This is a genomic window from Actinomadura sp. 7K507, assembly GCF_004348425.1.
In the GTDB taxonomy this organism is placed as follows: Bacteria; Actinomycetota; Actinomycetes; order Streptosporangiales; family Streptosporangiaceae; genus Spirillospora.
The window spans coordinates 20469-37035 of sequence record NZ_SMKK01000078.1; the positions used below are offsets into that span (position 1 = coordinate 20469).

General features: G+C 72.1%; 16 protein-coding genes and 1 riboswitch. Of the genes, 5 read left to right on the forward strand and 11 right to left on the reverse strand.

Annotated elements, in window-relative coordinates:
• The first annotated feature begins 35 nt into the window (after positions 1-35).
• Positions 36-824, forward strand: a complete 789-nt coding sequence (locus E1285_RS19140; protein ID WP_132153919.1) for a class I SAM-dependent methyltransferase — start codon at positions 36-38, stop codon at positions 822-824.
• On the opposite strand, the gene glyA is transcribed toward E1285_RS19140, so the two are convergent.
• The 6 genes from glyA to gap all read right to left on the reverse strand — a co-directional run bounded on the left by glyA (position 821) and on the right by gap (position 6269).
• Complete coding sequence (gene glyA / locus E1285_RS19145) at positions 821-2092, reverse strand: serine hydroxymethyltransferase (protein WP_132153921.1); 1272 nt, start codon at positions 2090-2092, stop codon at positions 821-823. The genes E1285_RS19140 and glyA overlap by 4 nt on opposite strands.
• Positions 2093-2145: 53 nt before the next feature.
• A riboswitch (ZMP/ZTP riboswitch) is annotated at positions 2146-2232 on the reverse strand.
• A 115-nt stretch (positions 2233-2347) separates the two neighbouring features.
• Positions 2348-2719 carry an RNA polymerase-binding protein RbpA gene (locus E1285_RS19150; protein WP_132153923.1) on the reverse strand — a complete coding sequence of 124 codons (372 nt, stop codon included), beginning with the start codon at positions 2717-2719 and terminating at the stop codon, positions 2348-2350.
• Positions 2720-2800: 81 nt separating this feature from the next.
• A complete protein-coding gene (secG, locus tag E1285_RS19155; RefSeq protein WP_132153925.1) occupies positions 2801-3043 on the reverse strand; it encodes a preprotein translocase subunit SecG in 243 nt (80 codons plus the stop codon).
• Between the two features lie 138 nt (positions 3044-3181).
• On the reverse strand, positions 3182-3991 hold the full coding sequence (gene tpiA, locus E1285_RS19160; RefSeq protein ID WP_132153927.1) for a triose-phosphate isomerase: 810 nt from the start codon (positions 3989-3991) through the stop codon (positions 3182-3184).
• A 3-nt stretch (positions 3992-3994) separates the two neighbouring features.
• Positions 3995-5182, reverse strand: a complete 1188-nt coding sequence (locus E1285_RS19165; RefSeq protein WP_132153929.1) for a phosphoglycerate kinase — start codon at positions 5180-5182, stop codon at positions 3995-3997.
• An 82-nt stretch (positions 5183-5264) separates the two neighbouring features.
• The gene (gene gap / locus E1285_RS19170; RefSeq protein WP_132153931.1) at positions 5265-6269 is read right to left on the reverse strand and encodes a type I glyceraldehyde-3-phosphate dehydrogenase; all 1005 of its coding nucleotides are present in this window, start codon (positions 6267-6269) and stop codon (positions 5265-5267) included.
• A 226-nt stretch (positions 6270-6495) separates the two neighbouring features.
• Here gap and E1285_RS19175 point away from each other — a divergent pair, with 226 nt between their 5' ends.
• From E1285_RS19175 to E1285_RS19185, 3 genes are read left to right on the forward strand one after another with little or no spacing between them, the layout of a single operon-like run.
• Positions 6496-7239, forward strand: a complete 744-nt coding sequence (locus E1285_RS19175; RefSeq protein WP_132153933.1) for a hypothetical protein — start codon at positions 6496-6498, stop codon at positions 7237-7239.
• Positions 7236-8513, forward strand: a complete 1278-nt coding sequence (locus tag E1285_RS19180) for a hypothetical protein (protein WP_132153935.1) — start codon at positions 7236-7238, stop codon at positions 8511-8513. Before E1285_RS19175 ends, E1285_RS19180 begins: the two co-directional genes overlap by 4 nt.
• Positions 8503-9708 carry a hypothetical protein gene (locus E1285_RS19185; RefSeq protein ID WP_132153937.1) on the forward strand — a complete coding sequence of 402 codons (1206 nt, stop codon included), beginning with the start codon at positions 8503-8505 and terminating at the stop codon, positions 9706-9708. The genes E1285_RS19180 and E1285_RS19185 overlap by 11 nt, the downstream gene beginning before the upstream one ends.
• Before the next feature lie 251 nt (positions 9709-9959).
• Here the strand turns inward: E1285_RS19185 and whiA are convergent, their stop codons facing one another.
• The 4 genes from whiA to uvrC form a co-directional block, all read right to left on the reverse strand.
• Positions 9960-10940, reverse strand: coding sequence for a DNA-binding protein WhiA (gene whiA / locus E1285_RS19190; protein WP_132153939.1), 981 nt, complete (start codon positions 10938-10940; stop codon positions 9960-9962).
• A gap of 62 nt (positions 10941-11002) precedes the next feature.
• The gene (yvcK, locus tag E1285_RS19195) at positions 11003-11983 is read right to left on the reverse strand and encodes a uridine diphosphate-N-acetylglucosamine-binding protein YvcK (RefSeq protein WP_132153941.1); all 981 of its coding nucleotides are present in this window, start codon (positions 11981-11983) and stop codon (positions 11003-11005) included.
• Between the two features lie 49 nt (positions 11984-12032).
• Positions 12033-12911, reverse strand: a complete 879-nt coding sequence (rapZ, locus tag E1285_RS19200; RefSeq protein ID WP_131876295.1) for an RNase adapter RapZ — start codon at positions 12909-12911, stop codon at positions 12033-12035.
• Positions 12908-14920, reverse strand: coding sequence for an excinuclease ABC subunit UvrC (gene uvrC / locus E1285_RS19205; RefSeq protein ID WP_132153943.1), 2013 nt, complete (start codon positions 14918-14920; stop codon positions 12908-12910). Before uvrC ends, rapZ begins: the two co-directional genes overlap by 4 nt.
• A 156-nt stretch (positions 14921-15076) precedes the next feature.
• Here uvrC and E1285_RS19210 point away from each other — a divergent pair, with 156 nt between their 5' ends.
• Complete coding sequence (locus E1285_RS19210; protein ID WP_243722901.1) at positions 15077-16309, forward strand: mechanosensitive ion channel domain-containing protein; 1233 nt, start codon at positions 15077-15079, stop codon at positions 16307-16309.
• On the opposite strand, the gene E1285_RS19215 is transcribed toward E1285_RS19210, so the two are convergent.
• Positions 16296-16567, reverse strand: a 272-nt coding sequence (locus tag E1285_RS19215; RefSeq protein WP_132153945.1) for a Rieske (2Fe-2S) protein, incomplete at its 5' end; no start/stop codon positions are given. The two genes, E1285_RS19210 and E1285_RS19215, sit on opposite strands and share 14 nt — an antisense overlap.

Sequence of the window (16567 nt, forward strand, 5' to 3'; positions counted from 1 at the left end):
ACACGCGGGGCCGGGCGCGCTGGCAGGATGGCCGGGTGACCGGCATCTACGACGATCCCTGGGCGTACGAGCTGGCGTGCTCGTTCCGCGACGTGGCCGCCGAGGTGGACGTCCTGCTCGCCTGGTGCGCCGCGCACCGCGCGGCGGGGCGGCCCGGGACGGTCCTGGAGCTGGCCGCCGGTCCCGCAGAGCACGCCCGCGAGTTCGCCCGCCGCGGGCTGGCCGCGACCGCGCTCGATCTGAATCCGGAAATGTGCGCCTACGCGGCCCGCGAGGCGCAGCGCGGCGGAGTGGGGCTAGAGGTCGTCCAGGACGACATGACCCGGTTCGACCTGGGCCGCCGGTTCGACCTCATCGTGACCATGCTCGACTCCACGTCACACCTGATGGCGCTGGACGCGTTCGTCGCGCACCTGCGCCGGGCCGCGGCGCACCTGTCCCCCGGCGGCCTGTACGCCGTCGAGATGTCGCACCCCCGCGACCGGCTGAGCGATGACCCGACCGTCAGCACCGGCTGGACGGTCGAGCGCGACGGCGTCCACGCGAGCGTGCGCTGGGGCGAGCCGACCGACCGGCTCGACCCGGTGACGCAGATCGCCGACGACCACGTCACCATGACGATCACCGGGAACGGCGCCGCGCGGGTGCTGCGCGACGTCGTCCCCTACCGGTTCTGGACGGCCACCGAGCTCGACGCCGTCATCCGCCTGGCCGGCGGGCTGGAGGTCGTCGCGCAGTACGGCGACTTCGGGGCCGGCGAGGACGCGGTGGCCCTCACCGACCCCGGAGCCTGGCGCATGATCACCCTCCTCCGCGGCCGCTAGGGCGCGGTCGACCAGCCCGGCATCGGGTACGCGGCGAGCATCTCGCGGATCTGCCCGGCGACCCGCTCGACGACCGTCCCGTCCTGCTTGGCGGCGGCCTGGACGACCTCGTCGATCCACGCCGCGACCTGCGGCATCCGCGCCTCCTCCAGCCCGCGGGTGGTGATCGCGGCGGTGCCGATCCGCAGCCCGGACGGGTCGAACGGCTTGCGCGGGTCGAACGGGACCGCGTTGTGGTTCAGCTCGATCCCGGCGCGGTCGAGGGCCTGCGCGGCGGGCTTGCCCGCGACGCCCTTGCTCGTGAGGTCGATCAGGATCAGGTGGTTGTCGGTACCGCCGGAGATCAGGTCGTAGCCGCGTTCCAGCAGCGCCGCGGCCAGCGCTCTGGCGTTCGCGACGATCCGGCTCGCGTACCCGGAGAAGTCCCGCTGCGCGGCCTCCTTCAGCGCGACGGCGATCGCGGCGGTGGTGTGGTTGTGCGGGCCGCCCTGCAGGCCGGGGAAGACGGCCTTGTCGACCGCCTTCGCGTGCTCGGCCGTCGACATGATCATCGCGCCGCGCGGGCCGCGCAGCGTCTTGTGCGTGGTGGTGGAGATCACGTCGGCGTGGCCGGCCGGGGACGGGTGCGCACCGCCCGCGACGAGGCCCGCGATGTGCGCGATGTCCGCGGCCAGCACCGCCCCGGTCTCGCGGGCGATCTCCGCGAACGCCGGGAAGTCGATCGTGCGCGGGATCGCGGTGCCGCCGCACCAGATGAGCTTGGGCCGCTCCCTGAGCGCCAGGTCGCGGACCTCGTCCATGTCGACCCGGCCGGTGTCGGCGCGCACGTCGTACCGGACGGGCGTGAACCACTTGCCCGTCGCCGACACCGACCAGCCGTGCGTGAGGTGGCCGCCCATCGGCAGCGACAGGCCCATCACCTTGTCGCCGGGCTCCAGGAACGCCATGTAGACGGCGAGGTTGGCGGGCGACCCCGAGTACGGCTGGACGTTGGCGTGCTCGACGCCGAAGAGCTCCTTCGCCCGGTCGATGGCCAGCGACTCGATCGGGTCGACGTTCTGCTGGCCCTCGTAGTACCGCTTGCCCGCGTAGCCCTCGGAGTACTTGTTGGTCAGGACGCTCCCGGTGGCCTCGAGGACGGCGGGCGACACGTAGTTCTCCGAGGCGATCAGCCGGATCTTCTCGTACTGGCGGCGGGCTTCGGCCTCCACCAGCCCCGCGATCTCGGGGTCCTGGTCCTGCAGATGGGGTACGGCCGGTTCGTGCATCGTGAGCCTCCGCGCTGCTCGCGCCGGGACTTCGGGCGCCCCGGCGTAGGGGACCCGTACACCCAGGCGCGCGGCGTGCGGACTGCTTTCGCTCCCCGGTGGTCGTCTCCACCTTGACTGCGCCAGTCGCGTACGCGCCATCATAGCGAGCCGCCCCCGCGGCGACCGCCCGGCGGAGGAAACAAACGCCATGAACACAGCAGAGCCCGGTCCCCCTCGGCGGGGGCCGGGCTGTGCGGTGGTGTGCGGCGGGCGTCAGCGCCCGGCGGACTCCAGGGCCTTCTTGACGGCGGCGCGCTTCTCGCGGAGCTTGGCGAGTGCCTCCTCGAGTATGGCCTCGCCGTCCTCGTCGCTGCGGCGCTCCTTCACGTACGCCAGGTGCGTCTTGTACGGCTCGGTCCTCGGCGGCGCCGGGGGGTTCTCCGAGTCCTGCCCGGCGGGGAAGCCGCAGCGCGGACAGTCCCAGGTCTCGGGGACCGAGACGTCGGTCGCGAAGCTGGGGCGGGTCTCGTGCCGGTTGGCGCAGTAGAACGTCACCCAGACGCGGGGGGCCGCGTCGCCGCGCTCGGCCTCTCCCATCGGACCGGCCCCGACGCGGCTGCCCCGAATCGCGTTGCCACTACCCACGAAGTACTCCTCGCTCAGTGTTTCCGCCGCCGCCCGTGTCCTCCAGGTCGGCGCGGCGCTCGCATGTGCCGGACGGGCGGTTCAGCCGGCGCCGTTGCCCTTGAAGAGCAGCCCCAGGACGACGATGGAGGCGAACCAGATCACGCCGACGCCGACGGTCAGGCGGTCGAGGTTGCGCTCCACCACCGAGGACCCGCCCAGCGACGTCGAGATGCCGCCGCCGAACATGTCGGACAGTCCGCCGCCCTTGCCCTTGTGCATGAGGACGAGGACCACCATCAGCAGGCTCGAGGTGATGAGCACGATGGACGTTGCGATGATCACGATTCTCCAGCGCCTTGTCTTCGTAGTTCAGGACGGCGGGTCGGGCCGGGCGGTTTACCCGTCAGGTACGAAGGGTACGACGAACTACCCGCTGGTTCGGCAAGAACCCCCAGTTCAAGCAGAATTGATCAGTTTTGATCAGACAGGGAGATCCCGGTACCGGCAGATTTTGACGAACTCTCCCGGGTCCAGGCTGGCACCACCGACCAAGGCGCCGTCCACGTCGTCCTGCACCATGAGCTTGGCGATGTTGCCGCCCTTGACCGAACCGCCATACAGGATACGCACCTGGTCGGCCAGTCCGCCGTCGTACAGGTCGGCGAGCCGTGTCCTGATGGCGGCGCAGACCTCCTGCGCGTCCTGCGGGGTGGCGACCTCGCCGGTGCCGATCGCCCAGACCGGCTCGTAGGCGATCACGGTCCGCCGCACCTGGTCGGCGGGGATCTTCTCCAGCCCGCCGTCCAGCTGCTCCAGGACGTGCGGGACGTGCCCGCCGCTCTTGCGGACCTCCAGCCCCTCGCCCACGCACAGGATGGGGCTGAGGTCCGCGCCGAGCGCGGCCCTGGCCTTGGCGTTGACGACGGCGTCGTCCTCGGCGTGGTACTGGCGGCGCTCGGAGTGCCCCACGGTGACATAGGTGCATCCCAGCTTGGCCAGCATCGCGGCGGAGATCTCGCCCGTGTACGCGCCCGAGGCGTGCTCGGAGACGTCCTGCGCGCCGTACTGGATCCCGAGCTTGTCGGCGTCCACCAGCGTCTGCACCGAGCGGATCGCCGTGAACGGCGGCAGCACGGCGATGTCGACGGCGTCGTGGTCGGCGTCCTTCAGCGCGAACGCCATCTTCTGCACGAGCTTGATCGCGTCGAAGTGGTTGTTGTTCATCTTCCAGTTGCCCGCCATGAGCGGCTTGCGGCCGCTCTGCGTGCCGGAAGGGTTCTTGGGCGCCATCGGTCAGTCCTCCAGGGCCTGCAGGCCGGGCAGCGTCTTGCCTTCGAGGTATTCGAGGCTCGCGCCGCCGCCGGTCGAGATGTGGGAGAAGGCGGTCTCGTCGAAGCCGAGTCGCCGCACCGCCGCGGCCGAGTCGCCGCCGCCGACCACGGTGAACGCGCCGGAGTCGAGGAGCGCCTGCGCGACGGCGCGGGTGCCGTGCGAGTAGGGCTCCATCTCGAACACGCCCATCGGGCCGTTCCAGAACACGGTGCGGGCGTCGGCGAGGCGCGCGGCGAACAGCTTGCCGGACTCGGGGCCGATGTCCAGGCCGAGCCGGTCGGACGGGATGGCGTCGGCGGCGACCACGTCGTGCTCCGCGTCGGCGGCGAACGCGGTGGCGGCGACGATGTCGACGGGGAGCACGAACTCCACACCGGCCTCTCCGGCGCGCCGCAGGTATTCGCGGACGGTGTCGAGCTGGTCCTCCTCCAGGAGGCTCTTGCCGACCTCGTGCCCCTGGGCCTTCAGGAACGTGAACACCATGCCGCCGCCGATCAGGATGCGGTCGGCCTTGCCGAGCAGGTTGTCGATCACCCCGAGCTTGTCGGACACCTTGGAGCCGCCGAGCGCGACGGCGTAGGGCCGCTCGACGTCCTCGGTGAGCCTCTTCAGCACCTCGACCTCGGCGGCGATCAGCCCGCCGGCGGCGTGCGGCAGCCGCTCCGGCACGTCGTAGACGGACGCGTGCCTGCGGTGGACGGCGCCGAACCCGTCCCCCACGTAGAGATCGGCCAGCGCGGCGAGCCGGTCGGCGAACGCGCCGCGCTCGGCGTCGTCCTTGCTGGTCTCGCCCGGCTCGAAGCGCAGGTTCTCCAGCAGCGCGACACCGCCGTCCGCGAGGCCGTCCACGGCGGCGCGGGCGGAGTCGCCGACGACGTCGCGCGCGGCCGTCACGTCCGCGCCGAGCAGCTCACCGAGCCGTTCCGCGACCGGGGCCAGGGAGAACTCGGGCTTGACTTCGCCCTTGGGGCGGCCGAGGTGGGCGCAGACGATGACCTTGGCGCCCCGGGTCCGCAGCGCCTCGATCGTCGGCAGGCTCGCCCGGATCCGCCCGTCGTCGGTGATGGAGCCGCTCTGGAGCGGGACGTTCAGGTCCGCGCGGACGAGCACGCGCCTTCCGGCGACGTCGAGATCGTCAATGGTGCGCATCGGGATGTCCGGTGTCCTTCCGTACACGGCCGCGCCGTGACCGCGCGCCCAGGCGCGCGGTCACGGCGCGGATCGGCTTCGGTCAGAGCTGCGAGCCGACGAGCTTGACGAGGTCGACGAGGCGGTTGGAGTAGCCCCACTCGTTGTCGTACCAGCCGACGACCTTGACCTGGTCGCCGATGACCTTCGTCAGCCCGGAGTCGAAGATGCAGGACGCCGGGTCGGTGACGATGTCGGAGGAGACGATCGGGTCCTCGGTGTAGGTGAGGTAGCCCTTCAGCGGGCCCTCGGCCGCGGTCTTGAACGCCTCGTTGACCTCCTCGGCCGTGACCTCGCGGGACAGCGTCACGGTGAGGTCGGTGGCCGAGCCGGTCGGCAGCGGGACGCGCAGCGCGTAGCCGTTCAGCTTGCCGTTCAGCTCGGGCATCACCAGGCCGATGGCCTTGGCGGCGCCGGTGGAGGCCGGCACGACGTTCAGCGCGGCGGCGCGGGCGCGGCGCAGGTCCGCGTGCGGGCCGTCCTGCAGGTTCTGGTCCTGGGTGTAGGCGTGGATCGTCGTCATCAGGCCCTTCTCGATGACGAAGGAGTCGTGCAGCACCTTCGCCAGCGGGGCCAGGCAGTTCGTGGTGCAGGACGCGTTGGAGATCACCGTGTGGTTCGCGGCGTCGTACTGGTCCTCGTTGACGCCGAAGACGACGGTGACGTCCTCGTTCTTGGCCGGCGCGGAAATGATCACCTTCTTGGCGCCGTTGTCGGCGTGCACCTTGGCCTTGGTCGCGTCGGTGAAGAACCCGGTGGACTCTACGACGATGTCGGCGCCGACATCACTCCACTTGAGGTTGGCGGGGTCGCGCTCCGCAAACGCCTTGATGCTCTTGCCGCCGACGACGATCTCGTCCGTGCCCGCGCGCACGTCCTCGGGGAAGCGGCCGAGGATGCTGTCGTACTTGAGCAGGTGGGCGAGCGTGGCGTTGTCGGTCAGGTCGTTGACCGCCACGATCTCGATGTCGGCCCCGGACGCCTTCACGGCTCGGTAGAAGTTGCGGCCGATCCGGCCGAACCCGTTGATGCCTACTCGGATGGTCACGGAACGGCTCTCCTCGCACATCGATAGCGCCCGGCGTCGTCCGGGCCGTCAAAACTACGGTCGATCCGGGGTCTCCCCCTGCCTTCGACCCTATCCAATGACCCGCGGGTAGCTTGACACCGGCGACGTGGGATTCCCGGGGTGAGCCCGCCTCCCCCGGCCGGGGGATCGCCGGGTCGCGTCCCCGGTCACGACATCACGGCGATCATCACTACAATCCCCGTCCATGTGGCGCGCGTGGTTTGTCCTGATCATGACCGGCCTGCTCGGCTGCCTGCTCGCCGCCCCGGCCGCCGGCCTGGAACGCGCCAACCCGGTGACCCGCGCCGATCACATCGCCGCGGAACTGCGCCGCGATCCCGTCTACGTCACCGACCACGCCCAGCGGGTGCTGCCGCCCGACGCCGCCGAGCAGATCAAGGCGTCCGTCGCCCGGCTCGGAGTGCCCGCGTACGTGGCGGTGACGCCCACCATCGAACTCGGGCTCGACGGCGCCGCCGAGGACCTCATCGCGCTCCTCCGCGACCGGGTGCGCGAGGACGGGATCTACCTCGTGATCTCGCCCTCCACCTCCGACGCGGGGGTGCGCCAGTTCGGCGGCACCCGGCGCCTTCCGGTGAAGGACGCCTTGCAGGCCACGCGGGTGGAGCTGCCCTCCGACGCGACCGCACCCGAGCAGGTCGCGCGGTTCGTCGACGTCGCGCTGTCGGGCAGGGCGCGGGAGCGCGCCGACCGGAGGGGCCCGAGGCCGGAGTCGGAGGTCCGCAAGAGGCTGGACGCCGACGACGCCGCGGACCGCCGGGCGGCGTACGTGGAGTGGGGCGTGTTCGGCGGGGGCGCCGCGCTCACCGGCGTGCCCTTCCTCGCTTTCCTGATCCACCGCCGCATCCGCCGGGCGAAACCGCAACGGACGAAGAAGCCACAGCCGAAGAAACCACAGGCGAAGAAGCCGGAGAAGGGGCGCCGATGAGACGTGCACAGGCGCTCCTCGGCGCCCTCGTCCTGACCGTCCTGACCGCGTGGCCGGCACCCGCCGCGGCCGCGAACGATCCCCCGCACGCCCACGACCGGGTGGACAGGGTCGCGGCGGCTCTCGGCAAGAGCCCCCTGTTCGTCGACCCCGACGTCAGCGCCGCTCTCGACGAGTCCGAGCGCGGCCGGATCCAGCAGGCCGTCGGCAGGACCGGGCGGCAGCTCGGCGTCCCCGCCTATGTCGTCGTCATCCCGAACCCGAACGACTCCGAGTCCCAGGGCCGCAACGAGGCGTTCCTGTTCGCCCTGCACGAGCGGTCCAAGCGCGACGGGCTCTACCTGATGGTCGATTCGCGCGGATACATGGACTCGGAGGCTTTCCGGGTCCCGCGCCGCTACAGGTACTCGTCGCTGGACGAGGGCGAACCGGGAAGCTGGAAGCCGGCCGACACCGAGCGTCCGTTCGAAGGGCTCGCGGAGCGGATCACCGAGCGGCTGAACGCCTACGCCACAGCACCCACGAGGTCGCCCACCCTGCCGACCCTGTACTCCACCCCGGAACCGTTCGGGGAGGAGAACAGGTTCACGGCACGCGACCCCGAGATCCAGGCCCCGTTCCTCACCGGGCTCTTCATAGCCGGGCCGATCGCCGCCCCGCTGCTGTACTGGCTCGGGCTCGGTCTCCTCGCCCTGCTGGGCGTCCGGAGGGCCCCCCGGGACAAGGGGAAGGTCCTCAAGCACAACTGGACCGGCACCAAGCCCGGCATGCGCCGGTTGCGCAGGCAGGCGGCCAGGGAACTGGAACGGCTTCGCCTGCTGCTCGCCACGGCCGAAGCCGAGAAGGGCCGCGCCTACGCCGTCTCCGCCTACGACGCCGCGCAGATCCTCTACGACGACGCCAAGGACGACGAGAGCCGCGCCGTCGACCTCGTCGGCGCGATCGTCCTCTCCCGGCAAGGCCGCGTCGCCCTCGTCCGGGACACCGCCACGCCTCCCGCGCCCTGCCTGGTGAACCCGCTGCACGGCGAGTCCACGGTGCGCAGGCACGTCCCGAAGGTCGACAACCGCCTGCCCCGGCCGTGCCCGCTCTGCGCGGCCTGCGCGCAGCTCGACAAGCGGGGCGGGCTGACCGTCGCGAACCTGCTCAGGGTCCCCGGACCGGACGGCCGCCGCCCCCACACCGCGATCCCCGGCGTATGGCGGGACGAGGCATGGGGCGCCCACGGCAAGAAGTTCCTCCCAAGGGTGATGAGGTATCTCGGTGTTGACTGAACCGTCCCCCGGCGAACGGCTGGCCGCCGCGCTCCGCCGCTCCCCGATCCACGTCGACCCGTCGCTGGCGTCCGCGCTCCCCGAGGCGGAGCGGCGCAAGCTCATCGCCAAGGCCGGGAAGGCGCCCGCGCCCGTCTTCGTCGTGCTCGTCCCGCTGGTCCAGGGCGGCACGTGGACCGACGGCGAGCAGCTCGCGACCGTCGTCCACGACCGGCTGGGCCGCGACGGCATCTTCATCACCTTCGACGACGACAACCAGGACCTGGCCGCGGAAGAGTGGGGCGGCGACCACCAGGCCGCCGACGCCGCGCGGGCCGTCAAGTTCGACCGCGCCATGGACGACACGCCGCTCGCCGCCCGGCTGTCCCGCATCCTCGACCTGATCATCTCTGGGAAGGCCTCCCAGGAGTACAAGCGCGTCTCCGACGAGCTCAGCGAGCGCGTCAAGAAGATCCGCGAGAGGGACGCCCCCGGCACCGCGTCGGAGGGGGACGGCGGCCTCGCCCTCCCCCTGGGCGCGGCCGGCGTCGCTGTGGCCGGCGTCGCGGGCCTCCTGCTGTGGCGGCGGCGCCGCATGGCATCCGTCAGCCGCGAGGACAACGGCCTCCTGATGCCCCGCACGGTGTTCGCCACCGCGAGCCGCGCCAGCGAGGAGCAACTCCGCGAGCAGGCGTCCCGCGAGGTCATCGCGTTCGGCGAACTCCTCGACGAGAGCAGCACCCCCGCCACCGGCGAACGGGCCCGGACCCTGATGACCCGCGCCCTCGACGCCTACCAGGCCGCCGGCAAGACCCTCGACGCCGCCCGCGGCGTCCCCGACCTCGCCGGCGTCCTCGTCCTGGTCGACCAGGGCCGCGACGCCCTCGCCTCGGCGCAGGCGGCCGCGAAGGGCGAACCGGAGATCCCCCCGATCCCCCTGTGCTTCTTCAACCCCCTGCACGGGGACGCCACGACCAAGCTCGACTGGCGCCCCATCGGCTCCCGCAAGCGCCTCCACGTCCGGACCTGCCGCGACTGCGCCCGCACGGCCCGCCAGAAGCAGACCCCCGACGTCCTCCTGGACCACCGCGACGGCCGCGACGTCCCCTACTACGAGGCCGACCCGACCGAGAGCATCTGGGCCGAGACCGGCTACGGCCAACTCCGCGAAGACCTGATCCACCGAATCCTCAGAGGCGACCTGACCCGCGAATAACCCCCTGAACGTCCAACACCAGGGCACCCTCCAAGACCCTGCCGTGGCACTGAAAAGGCGCACCCACCTCAGCCCGCACCCCAACCACGCGACGACCTCAAACGTCGCGATCGCGACCGAAGGCAGGTTCGAGCTTGCGAGAACCTGATCGCGCAGCGAGCCGCCAGGCGAGCCGGAGCGATGCAGCGATCGCACCGTAGTTCCCGCCGAAGGAGGGCCCCCAGGGCCCGACGCCAAGGGAACTACAAAAACTACGGAGCGAGCATGTCGGCGGTCAGGTTGGCGTCGGTGCCGGGGACGCCCTGGTCGCCGGCGCGCTTGTCGGCCATGGCCAGGAGGCGGCGGATGCGGCCGGCGATGGCGTCCTTGGTGAGGGGCGGGTCGGAGAGCTGGCCGAGCTCCTCCAGGGACGCCTGCTTGTGCTCCAGGCGGAGGCGGCCGGCGCTGACCAGGTGCTCGGGGGCGTCGTCGCCGAGGATCTCCAGGGCGCGGGCGACGCGGGCCCCGGCGGCGACGGCGGCGCGGGCGGACCGGCGCAGGTTGGCGTCGTCGAAGTTGGCGAGGCGGTTGGCGGTGGCGCGGACCTCGCGCCGCATGCGGCGTTCCTCCCAGGCGAGGACGCTGTCGTGGGCGCCGAGGCGGGTGAGCAGGGCGCTGATCGCGTCGCCGTCGCGGACGACGACGCGGTCGACGCCGCGGACCTCGCGGGCCTTGGCGTGGATCTTGAGGCGGCGGGCGGCGCCGACGAGGGCGAGCGCCGCCTCGGGGCCCGGGCAGGTCACCTCCAGGCACATGGACCGGCCGGGCTCGGTGAGCGAGCCGTGCGCGAGGAACGCGCCGCGCCAGGCGGACTCGGCGTCGCAGGCCGCGCCCGCGACGACGTGCCGGGGCAGGCCGCGGACGGGCCGGCCGTTGTTGTCGATGAGGCCGGTCTGCCGGGCGAGCGACTCGCCGTCCCGGAAGACGCGGACGACGTAGCGGTTGCCCTTGCGCAGTCCGCTCGGGGCGAGCACGACCACCTCGGAGGTGTGGCCGAACACCTCCGCGACGTCCTTGATCAGGCGCCGTGCCGCGACGCCGGTGTCGATTTCGGCCTCGATCACGATACGGCCGCTGACCAGGTGCAGCCCCCCCGCGAAGCGCAGCAGCGTCGAGACCTCGGCCTTGCGGCAGCACGGCTTCATGACCGTGAGCCTGCTCAGCTCGTCCTTGACCACACCGGTCATCGCCATCTGATGAACCCCTCCCCCTATCGGACTCCCAGCAGTCTGGCCGATCCCGGCCCCGCGGGTCGTCAGTCAGTGAATATCTTGTAGAAGGCTTGGGCCAGACGGGCGGGTTCATGACGCGGTGAACCGTCGTCGGCGGCGACGTCGGCGAGGACGAGACGCCCGCCGATCGCCTGGACGGCCTTGTCGAGGGCGGCCGGATCGTCCACCACGCCGCCGTCGGCGACGACCACGTCCACGCTGAGGTCGGGCGCGTGGGCCCGCAGGACCTCCAGGTGGGTCTGCGGGGAGAAGTCGTCGGTCTCGCCGGGCTGCGGCGCGAGGTTCAGCGCGACGGCGCGGCGGGCGCGGGAGGAGGTCAGGGCGCGGGCCAGGGCGGGCACCTTGAGGTGCGGCAGGACGCTGGTGAACCAGGAGCCGGGGCCGAACACGATCCAGTCGGCGTCCTCGACGGCGGCGAGGGCCTCGGGGCACGCGGGCGGGTCGGCGGGGACGAGGGACACCCCGAGGACGCTGCCGGGCGTTCTCGCGCAGGCGACCTGCCCTTTGACGTGGGCGATCTCGTCCGGGCGGGACGGGTCGGCGCCGCGGACCTCGGCGACGATGTCCATCGGGACGGCGGCCATCGGCAGGACCCGGCCGTGCGCGCCGAGGAGGCGGCCGACCCAGTCGAGGCCGGCGACGGTGGAGCCCGCCCCGCCGGCGGCGTCCGGCGCGACCTCGCCGAGCAGTTCCCACAGGGCGACGATGAGGAGGTTGCCGACGGCGTGGCCGCGCAGGTCGCCCTCGCTGCCGAAGCGGTGCTGCACCACGTCCCGCCACGTCTGGCCCCACTCGTCGTCCCCGCACAGGGCGGCCAGCGCCATGCGCAGGTCGCCGGGCGGCAGCACGCCCAGCTCGCGGCGGAGCCGCCCGCTGGAGCCGCCGTCGTCGGCGACGGTGACGATCGCGGTCAACCGGTCGGTGACGCGGCGCAGCGCCGACAGCGAGGCATAGAGGCCATGGCCGCCGCCGAGCGCGACGACCTTCGGGCCGTTGGGCTTCACCGTGCCGTTACTCTCCTCGTCCGGGACCCGCGCCGGCCCCGGGCGGGTATCACTCGCGGCCGAGGTCACGGTGGGCGACCTGGACCTCGATGCCCTCGTCCCGCAGCCGGGCGGCGATCTGTTCCGCCATGGCCACACTACGGTGTTTGCCACCGGTACATCCCACGGCGAGGGTCACGTAGTGCTTGCCCTCGCGCTCGTAGCCGCCGGCGAGAAGGCGCAGGACCTCGGCGTAGGCGTCCAGGAACTCCTTGGCGCCGGGCTGGCCGAGGACGTAGTCGCGGACGGCGGTGTCGCGGCCCGTCTTCGGCCGCAGCTCCGGCACCCAGTGCGGGTTCGGCAGGAACCGGCAGTCGACGACGAGGTCGGCGTCGACGGGCAGGCCGTACTTGTAGCCGAACGAGACGACGGTCGCGCGCAGGCTGGACTCGCCGGTGTCGTTGCCGAAGAAACCGATGATCTTGTTGCGCAGCTCGTGCACGTTGAGCCCGCTGGTGTCGATCACCAGATCGGCCTCGGCGCGGACCTCGCGGACCAGCTCGCGCTCCCGCGCGATGCCGTCGACGAGGCGCCCGTCGTCCTGCAGCGGGTGGGGGCGCCGGACGCTCTCGAAGCGGCGCACGAGGTCGTCGTCCCCGGCCTCCAGGAACACCACCCGCGGGTGGACGCCGCGCGCCTCCAGCTCGGCGATCGAGGAGTGCAGGTCCTCGGTGAAGGCGCGGCTGCGGACGTCGACGACGACGGCGATGCGGGGCACCGCGTCCTTCACCCGGCCGCCGAGGTCGGCCATCGTCGCCAGCAGGCCGGGCGGCAGGTTGTCGACCACGAACCAGTCGAGGTCCTCCAGGGACTTGGCCGCGGTGCTGCGGCCCGCCCCGGACATGCCGGTGACTATCACGATGTCCGGGATCTTCGTCTCGGTGGTCATGCCCGTCTCCCCCTGTGCTCCCCGTCTCCGCCCGTGCCCGCGCCGCCGTCCCGGTCCCGGGAGTCCCCGCCGGAGTTCCCGGGCGAGGCGGTGCCGTGCAGCGCCGCGACGATTCCCTCGGCGCTGCGCATCCCGATCCCCGGGACCTCGGCGACCTGCTCGGGCGTCGCGTCCTTCAGCCGCTTCAGCGAGCCGAAGTGTTTCAGCAGCGCCGCGCGGCGCGCCGGGCCCAGACCCGGAACGTTATCGAGTTCGCTGACCGTCATGGACTTGGAGCGCCGCTGACGGTGGAAGGTGATGGCGAAGCGGTGCGCCTCGTCGCGGACCCGCTGCACGAGGAACATGCCCTCGCTGTTGCGCGGCAGGATCACCGGGTCGTCCTCGCCGGGCAGCCACAGCTCCTCCAGCCGCTTGGCGATGCCGCAGACCGCGATGTCGTCGACGCCCAGCTCTTCGAGTGCCCGCTGCGCGGCGGCGACCTGCGGCGGGCCGCCGTCGACGATCACCAGGTTGGGCGGGTAGGCGAACCTGCGCGGCCTGCCGGTCTCCGGGTCGACCGGCTGGTGCGCGCCCTCCTCGTCCGGGTCTCCGAGGTGGTCCAGCTCGCCCATCTTCTCGCTCTCGGCGAGGTAGCGCTTGAACCGGCGGGTGACGACCTCGCGGATCGAGCGGACGTCGTCCTGCCCCTCGACGGCCTTGATCGTGAACCGGCGGTACTCGCTCTTGCGGGCCAGGCCGTCCTCGAACACGACCATGGACGCGACCACGTTCGTACCCTGCAGGTTGGAGACGTCGTAGCACTCGATGCGCAGCGGCGCGTCGTCCAGTTCCAGCGACTCCTGGATCTCCTGCAGCGCGCGGCTGCGGGTGGTCAGGTCGGACGCGCGGCGTGTCTTGTGCTGCTTGAGCGCCTCGTGCGCGTTGCGGGCGACGGTCTCCAGCAGGGACTTCTTGTCGCCGCGCTGCGGGACGCGCACCCGGACGGGCCCGCCGCGCTGCTCGGACAGCAGCTCGGTCATGGCGTGCTCCTCGGGCGGCAGCGCGGGGACGAGCACCTCGCGCGGCACCGACTCGCTCTCGCTGTAGATCTGGATGAGGAAGTGCTCGACCAGGTCGGAGGTGGTGACGTCCTCGACCTTGTCGACCACCCAGCCGCGCTGCCCGCGGATGCGCCCGCCGCGCACGTAGAAGACCTGGACGGCCGCCTCCAGCTCGTCCTCGGCGAAGGCGATCATGTCGCAGTCGGTGGAGTCGGCGAGGACGACCGTCTGCTTCTCCAGGGCGCGTTCCAGGGCGCGGATGTCGTCGCGGAGCCGGGCGGCGCGCTCGTACTCCTGGGACGCGGCGGCCTCGCGCATGTCGCGTTCGAGGCGCTTGGTGAAGCGGGCGGTGTGGCCCGCCATGAAGTCGCAGAAGTCCTCGGCGAGGAGGCGGTGCTCGTCCGGGGAGACGCGGCCCACGCACGGCGCCGAGCACTTGCCGATGTAGCCGAGCAGGCAGGGCCGGTCGAGCTGGTGCTGCCGCTTGAACACGCCGGCGCTGCACGTCCGGACGGGGAACACGCGCAGCAGCTGGTCGACCGTCTCCCGGATCGCCCACGCGTGGGAGTACGGCCCGAAGTAGCGAACGCCCTTGCGCTTGGCTCCGCGCATCACCATCACCCTCGGGAAGTCCTCGTTCAGGGTGACGGCGAGGTACGGATAGGACTTGTCGTCGCGGTAGCGGACGTTGAACCGGGGATCGAACTCCTTGATCCAGGAGTATTCGAGCTGGAGCGCCTCGACCTCGGTGCCGACGACGGTCCAGTCGACGCGGGCGGCGGTCCGCACCATCGTCTGCGTGCGGGGGTGCAGGGCGGCGAAGTCGGCGAAGTAGGAGTTCAGGCGCTGGCGCAGGCTCTTGGCCTTGCCCACGTAGATGACCCGGCCGTGCTCGTCGCGGAAGCGGTATACCCCGGGGGATTCCGGGATGGAGCCCGGTGCGGGTCGGTAGGTCGCCGGATCTGCCACGCTCAGAAGCCTAGTGGGCCGTACCGACACGCCGCGCTCCCGCGCGCCGCGCCCGGGGGTGACGGAGATCTCCCCTTTCACCTGGATGATGCCCAAACGAGTGGAAAGGGAGGGTCGATCGGAGTTTCCGGAAGATCCTGAGGGGGCGTTGCACAGGTGTCCGCGCTGTGGGCATGGGCCGTCCTGGCGGCCGCCGTAGCCACATCCGTGATCATCGTGGAGGGCGGCCGGCGGCTCCTGGCCGGCCGGCTGTCGGCGCGATGGCCCGGGGCCGGGCGAGTCGCCGCGCGCTGCGCCGCACCGGCGTTCGCGTTCGCGGCCGTGGTCGGCACCAGCACCGCGATGCCGTACCACGTGCTGGACGCCGGGGCGGAGGGCGCGGTCCGGCACGCGCTGCGGATCGCGGCGATCGGCGCCACCACCTGGCTGGTGCTGCGGATCGGCTACACGCTGACCGATCCGCCGCTCGCGCGGCTGATGCGCATCGAGGGCGAGCGCAACCGGCGGGCCAGGAAGGCCCGCACCCAGATGCTCCTGCTCCGCCGCATCGCGGCCGTCCTGATCGTGGTCCTCGCGGTGGGCGCCGCCCTGTTCACCTTCCCGGGCGTGCGGGCCGTCGGCGCCGGGGTGCTGGCCTCGGCGGGCGTCGCCGGGCTGGTCGTCGGCATCGCCGCGCGGCCCACGCTCGGCAACCTGCTCGCCGGGCTGCAACTGGCGTTCAGCGACGCGCTGCGCCTGGACGACATCGTCGTCACGCAGGGCATGTGGGGCCGGGTCGAGGAGCTGACCCTCTCGTACGTGGTGCTGCGCCTCTGGGACGACCGCCGGATGATCTTCCCGGTCTCGCACTTCACCGAACAGCCGTTCGAGAACTGGACCCGGCACTCCAACCGGCTCCTCGGCTCGGTCGAGCTGCATCTCGACTGGTCGGTCCCCATCGAGGAACTGCGCGACGAACTGTACTCGGCGCTCAAGGAGAACCCGCTGTGGGACCGGCGGGAGTGGGTCCTGCAGGCGGTCGAGGTGCAGCCGAACGGACTGGTCACGCTCCGGGCCCTGATGAGCGCCGCCGACTCGGCGAGCACCTGGGACCTGCGCTGCGACATGCGCGAGCACCTGATCTCCCACGTCCGCGAGCACTACCCCGGCGCCCTCCCCCGCTTCCGCCTCGCCCCCGGCGACGCCTCACCCGGCGACGCCGCGGACGAGGACCTCGCGGACGCCCGGGAGCCCGCCGACGGAGAGATCATCGGCGGACAGTCGGCCGGCGGGCGCGCGGACGGCGGGCGCGCGGACGGCGGGCGCGCGGACGGCGGGCGCGCGGACGGCAGGCGGGCCGCCCCGTCCGAGGACGGCCCGCCGCGCACCAAGACGCTCAGGCGAGCATGATCCGGTCGCCCTGAACGGTGATCTGCTTCTCCTCCAGCGGCTCCTCCGCCGGCGGGCTGGCCACCGAACCGTCGGCGATCTTGAACTTGCTGCCGTGGCAGGGGCAGTTGATCATGCCTCCGGACACCGAGTCGACGCTGCACCCCTTGTGGGTGCAGGCCGCGGAGTACGCCTTGAACTGCCCCTGCGCCGGCTGGCACACCACGACCTTCGCGTCCTCGAAGACCTTGCCGCCGCCGACGGGGATCTCACTGGCGG

What these genes read in the sequence shown, in the direction of transcription:
- glyA (WP_132153921.1), bottom strand. Translation starts at nt 2,092, where the DNA reads ATGCACGAACCGGCCGTACCCCATCTGCAGGACCAGGACCCCGAGATC.
- tpiA (WP_132153927.1), bottom strand. Translation starts at nt 3,991, where the DNA reads ATGGCGCCCAAGAACCCTTCCGGCACGCAGAGCGGCCGCAAGCCGCTC.
- E1285_RS19165 (WP_132153929.1), bottom strand. Translation starts at nt 5,182, where the DNA reads ATGCGCACCATTGACGATCTCGACGTCGCCGGAAGGCGCGTGCTCGTC.
- E1285_RS19175 (WP_132153933.1), top strand. Translation starts at nt 6,496, where the DNA reads ATGTGGCGCGCGTGGTTTGTCCTGATCATGACCGGCCTGCTCGGCTGC.
- E1285_RS19180 (WP_132153935.1), top strand. Translation starts at nt 7,236, where the DNA reads ATGAGACGTGCACAGGCGCTCCTCGGCGCCCTCGTCCTGACCGTCCTG.
- whiA (WP_132153939.1), bottom strand. Translation starts at nt 10,940, where the DNA reads ATGGCGATGACCGGTGTGGTCAAGGACGAGCTGAGCAGGCTCACGGTC.
- rapZ (WP_131876295.1), bottom strand. Translation starts at nt 12,911, where the DNA reads ATGACCACCGAGACGAAGATCCCGGACATCGTGATAGTCACCGGCATG.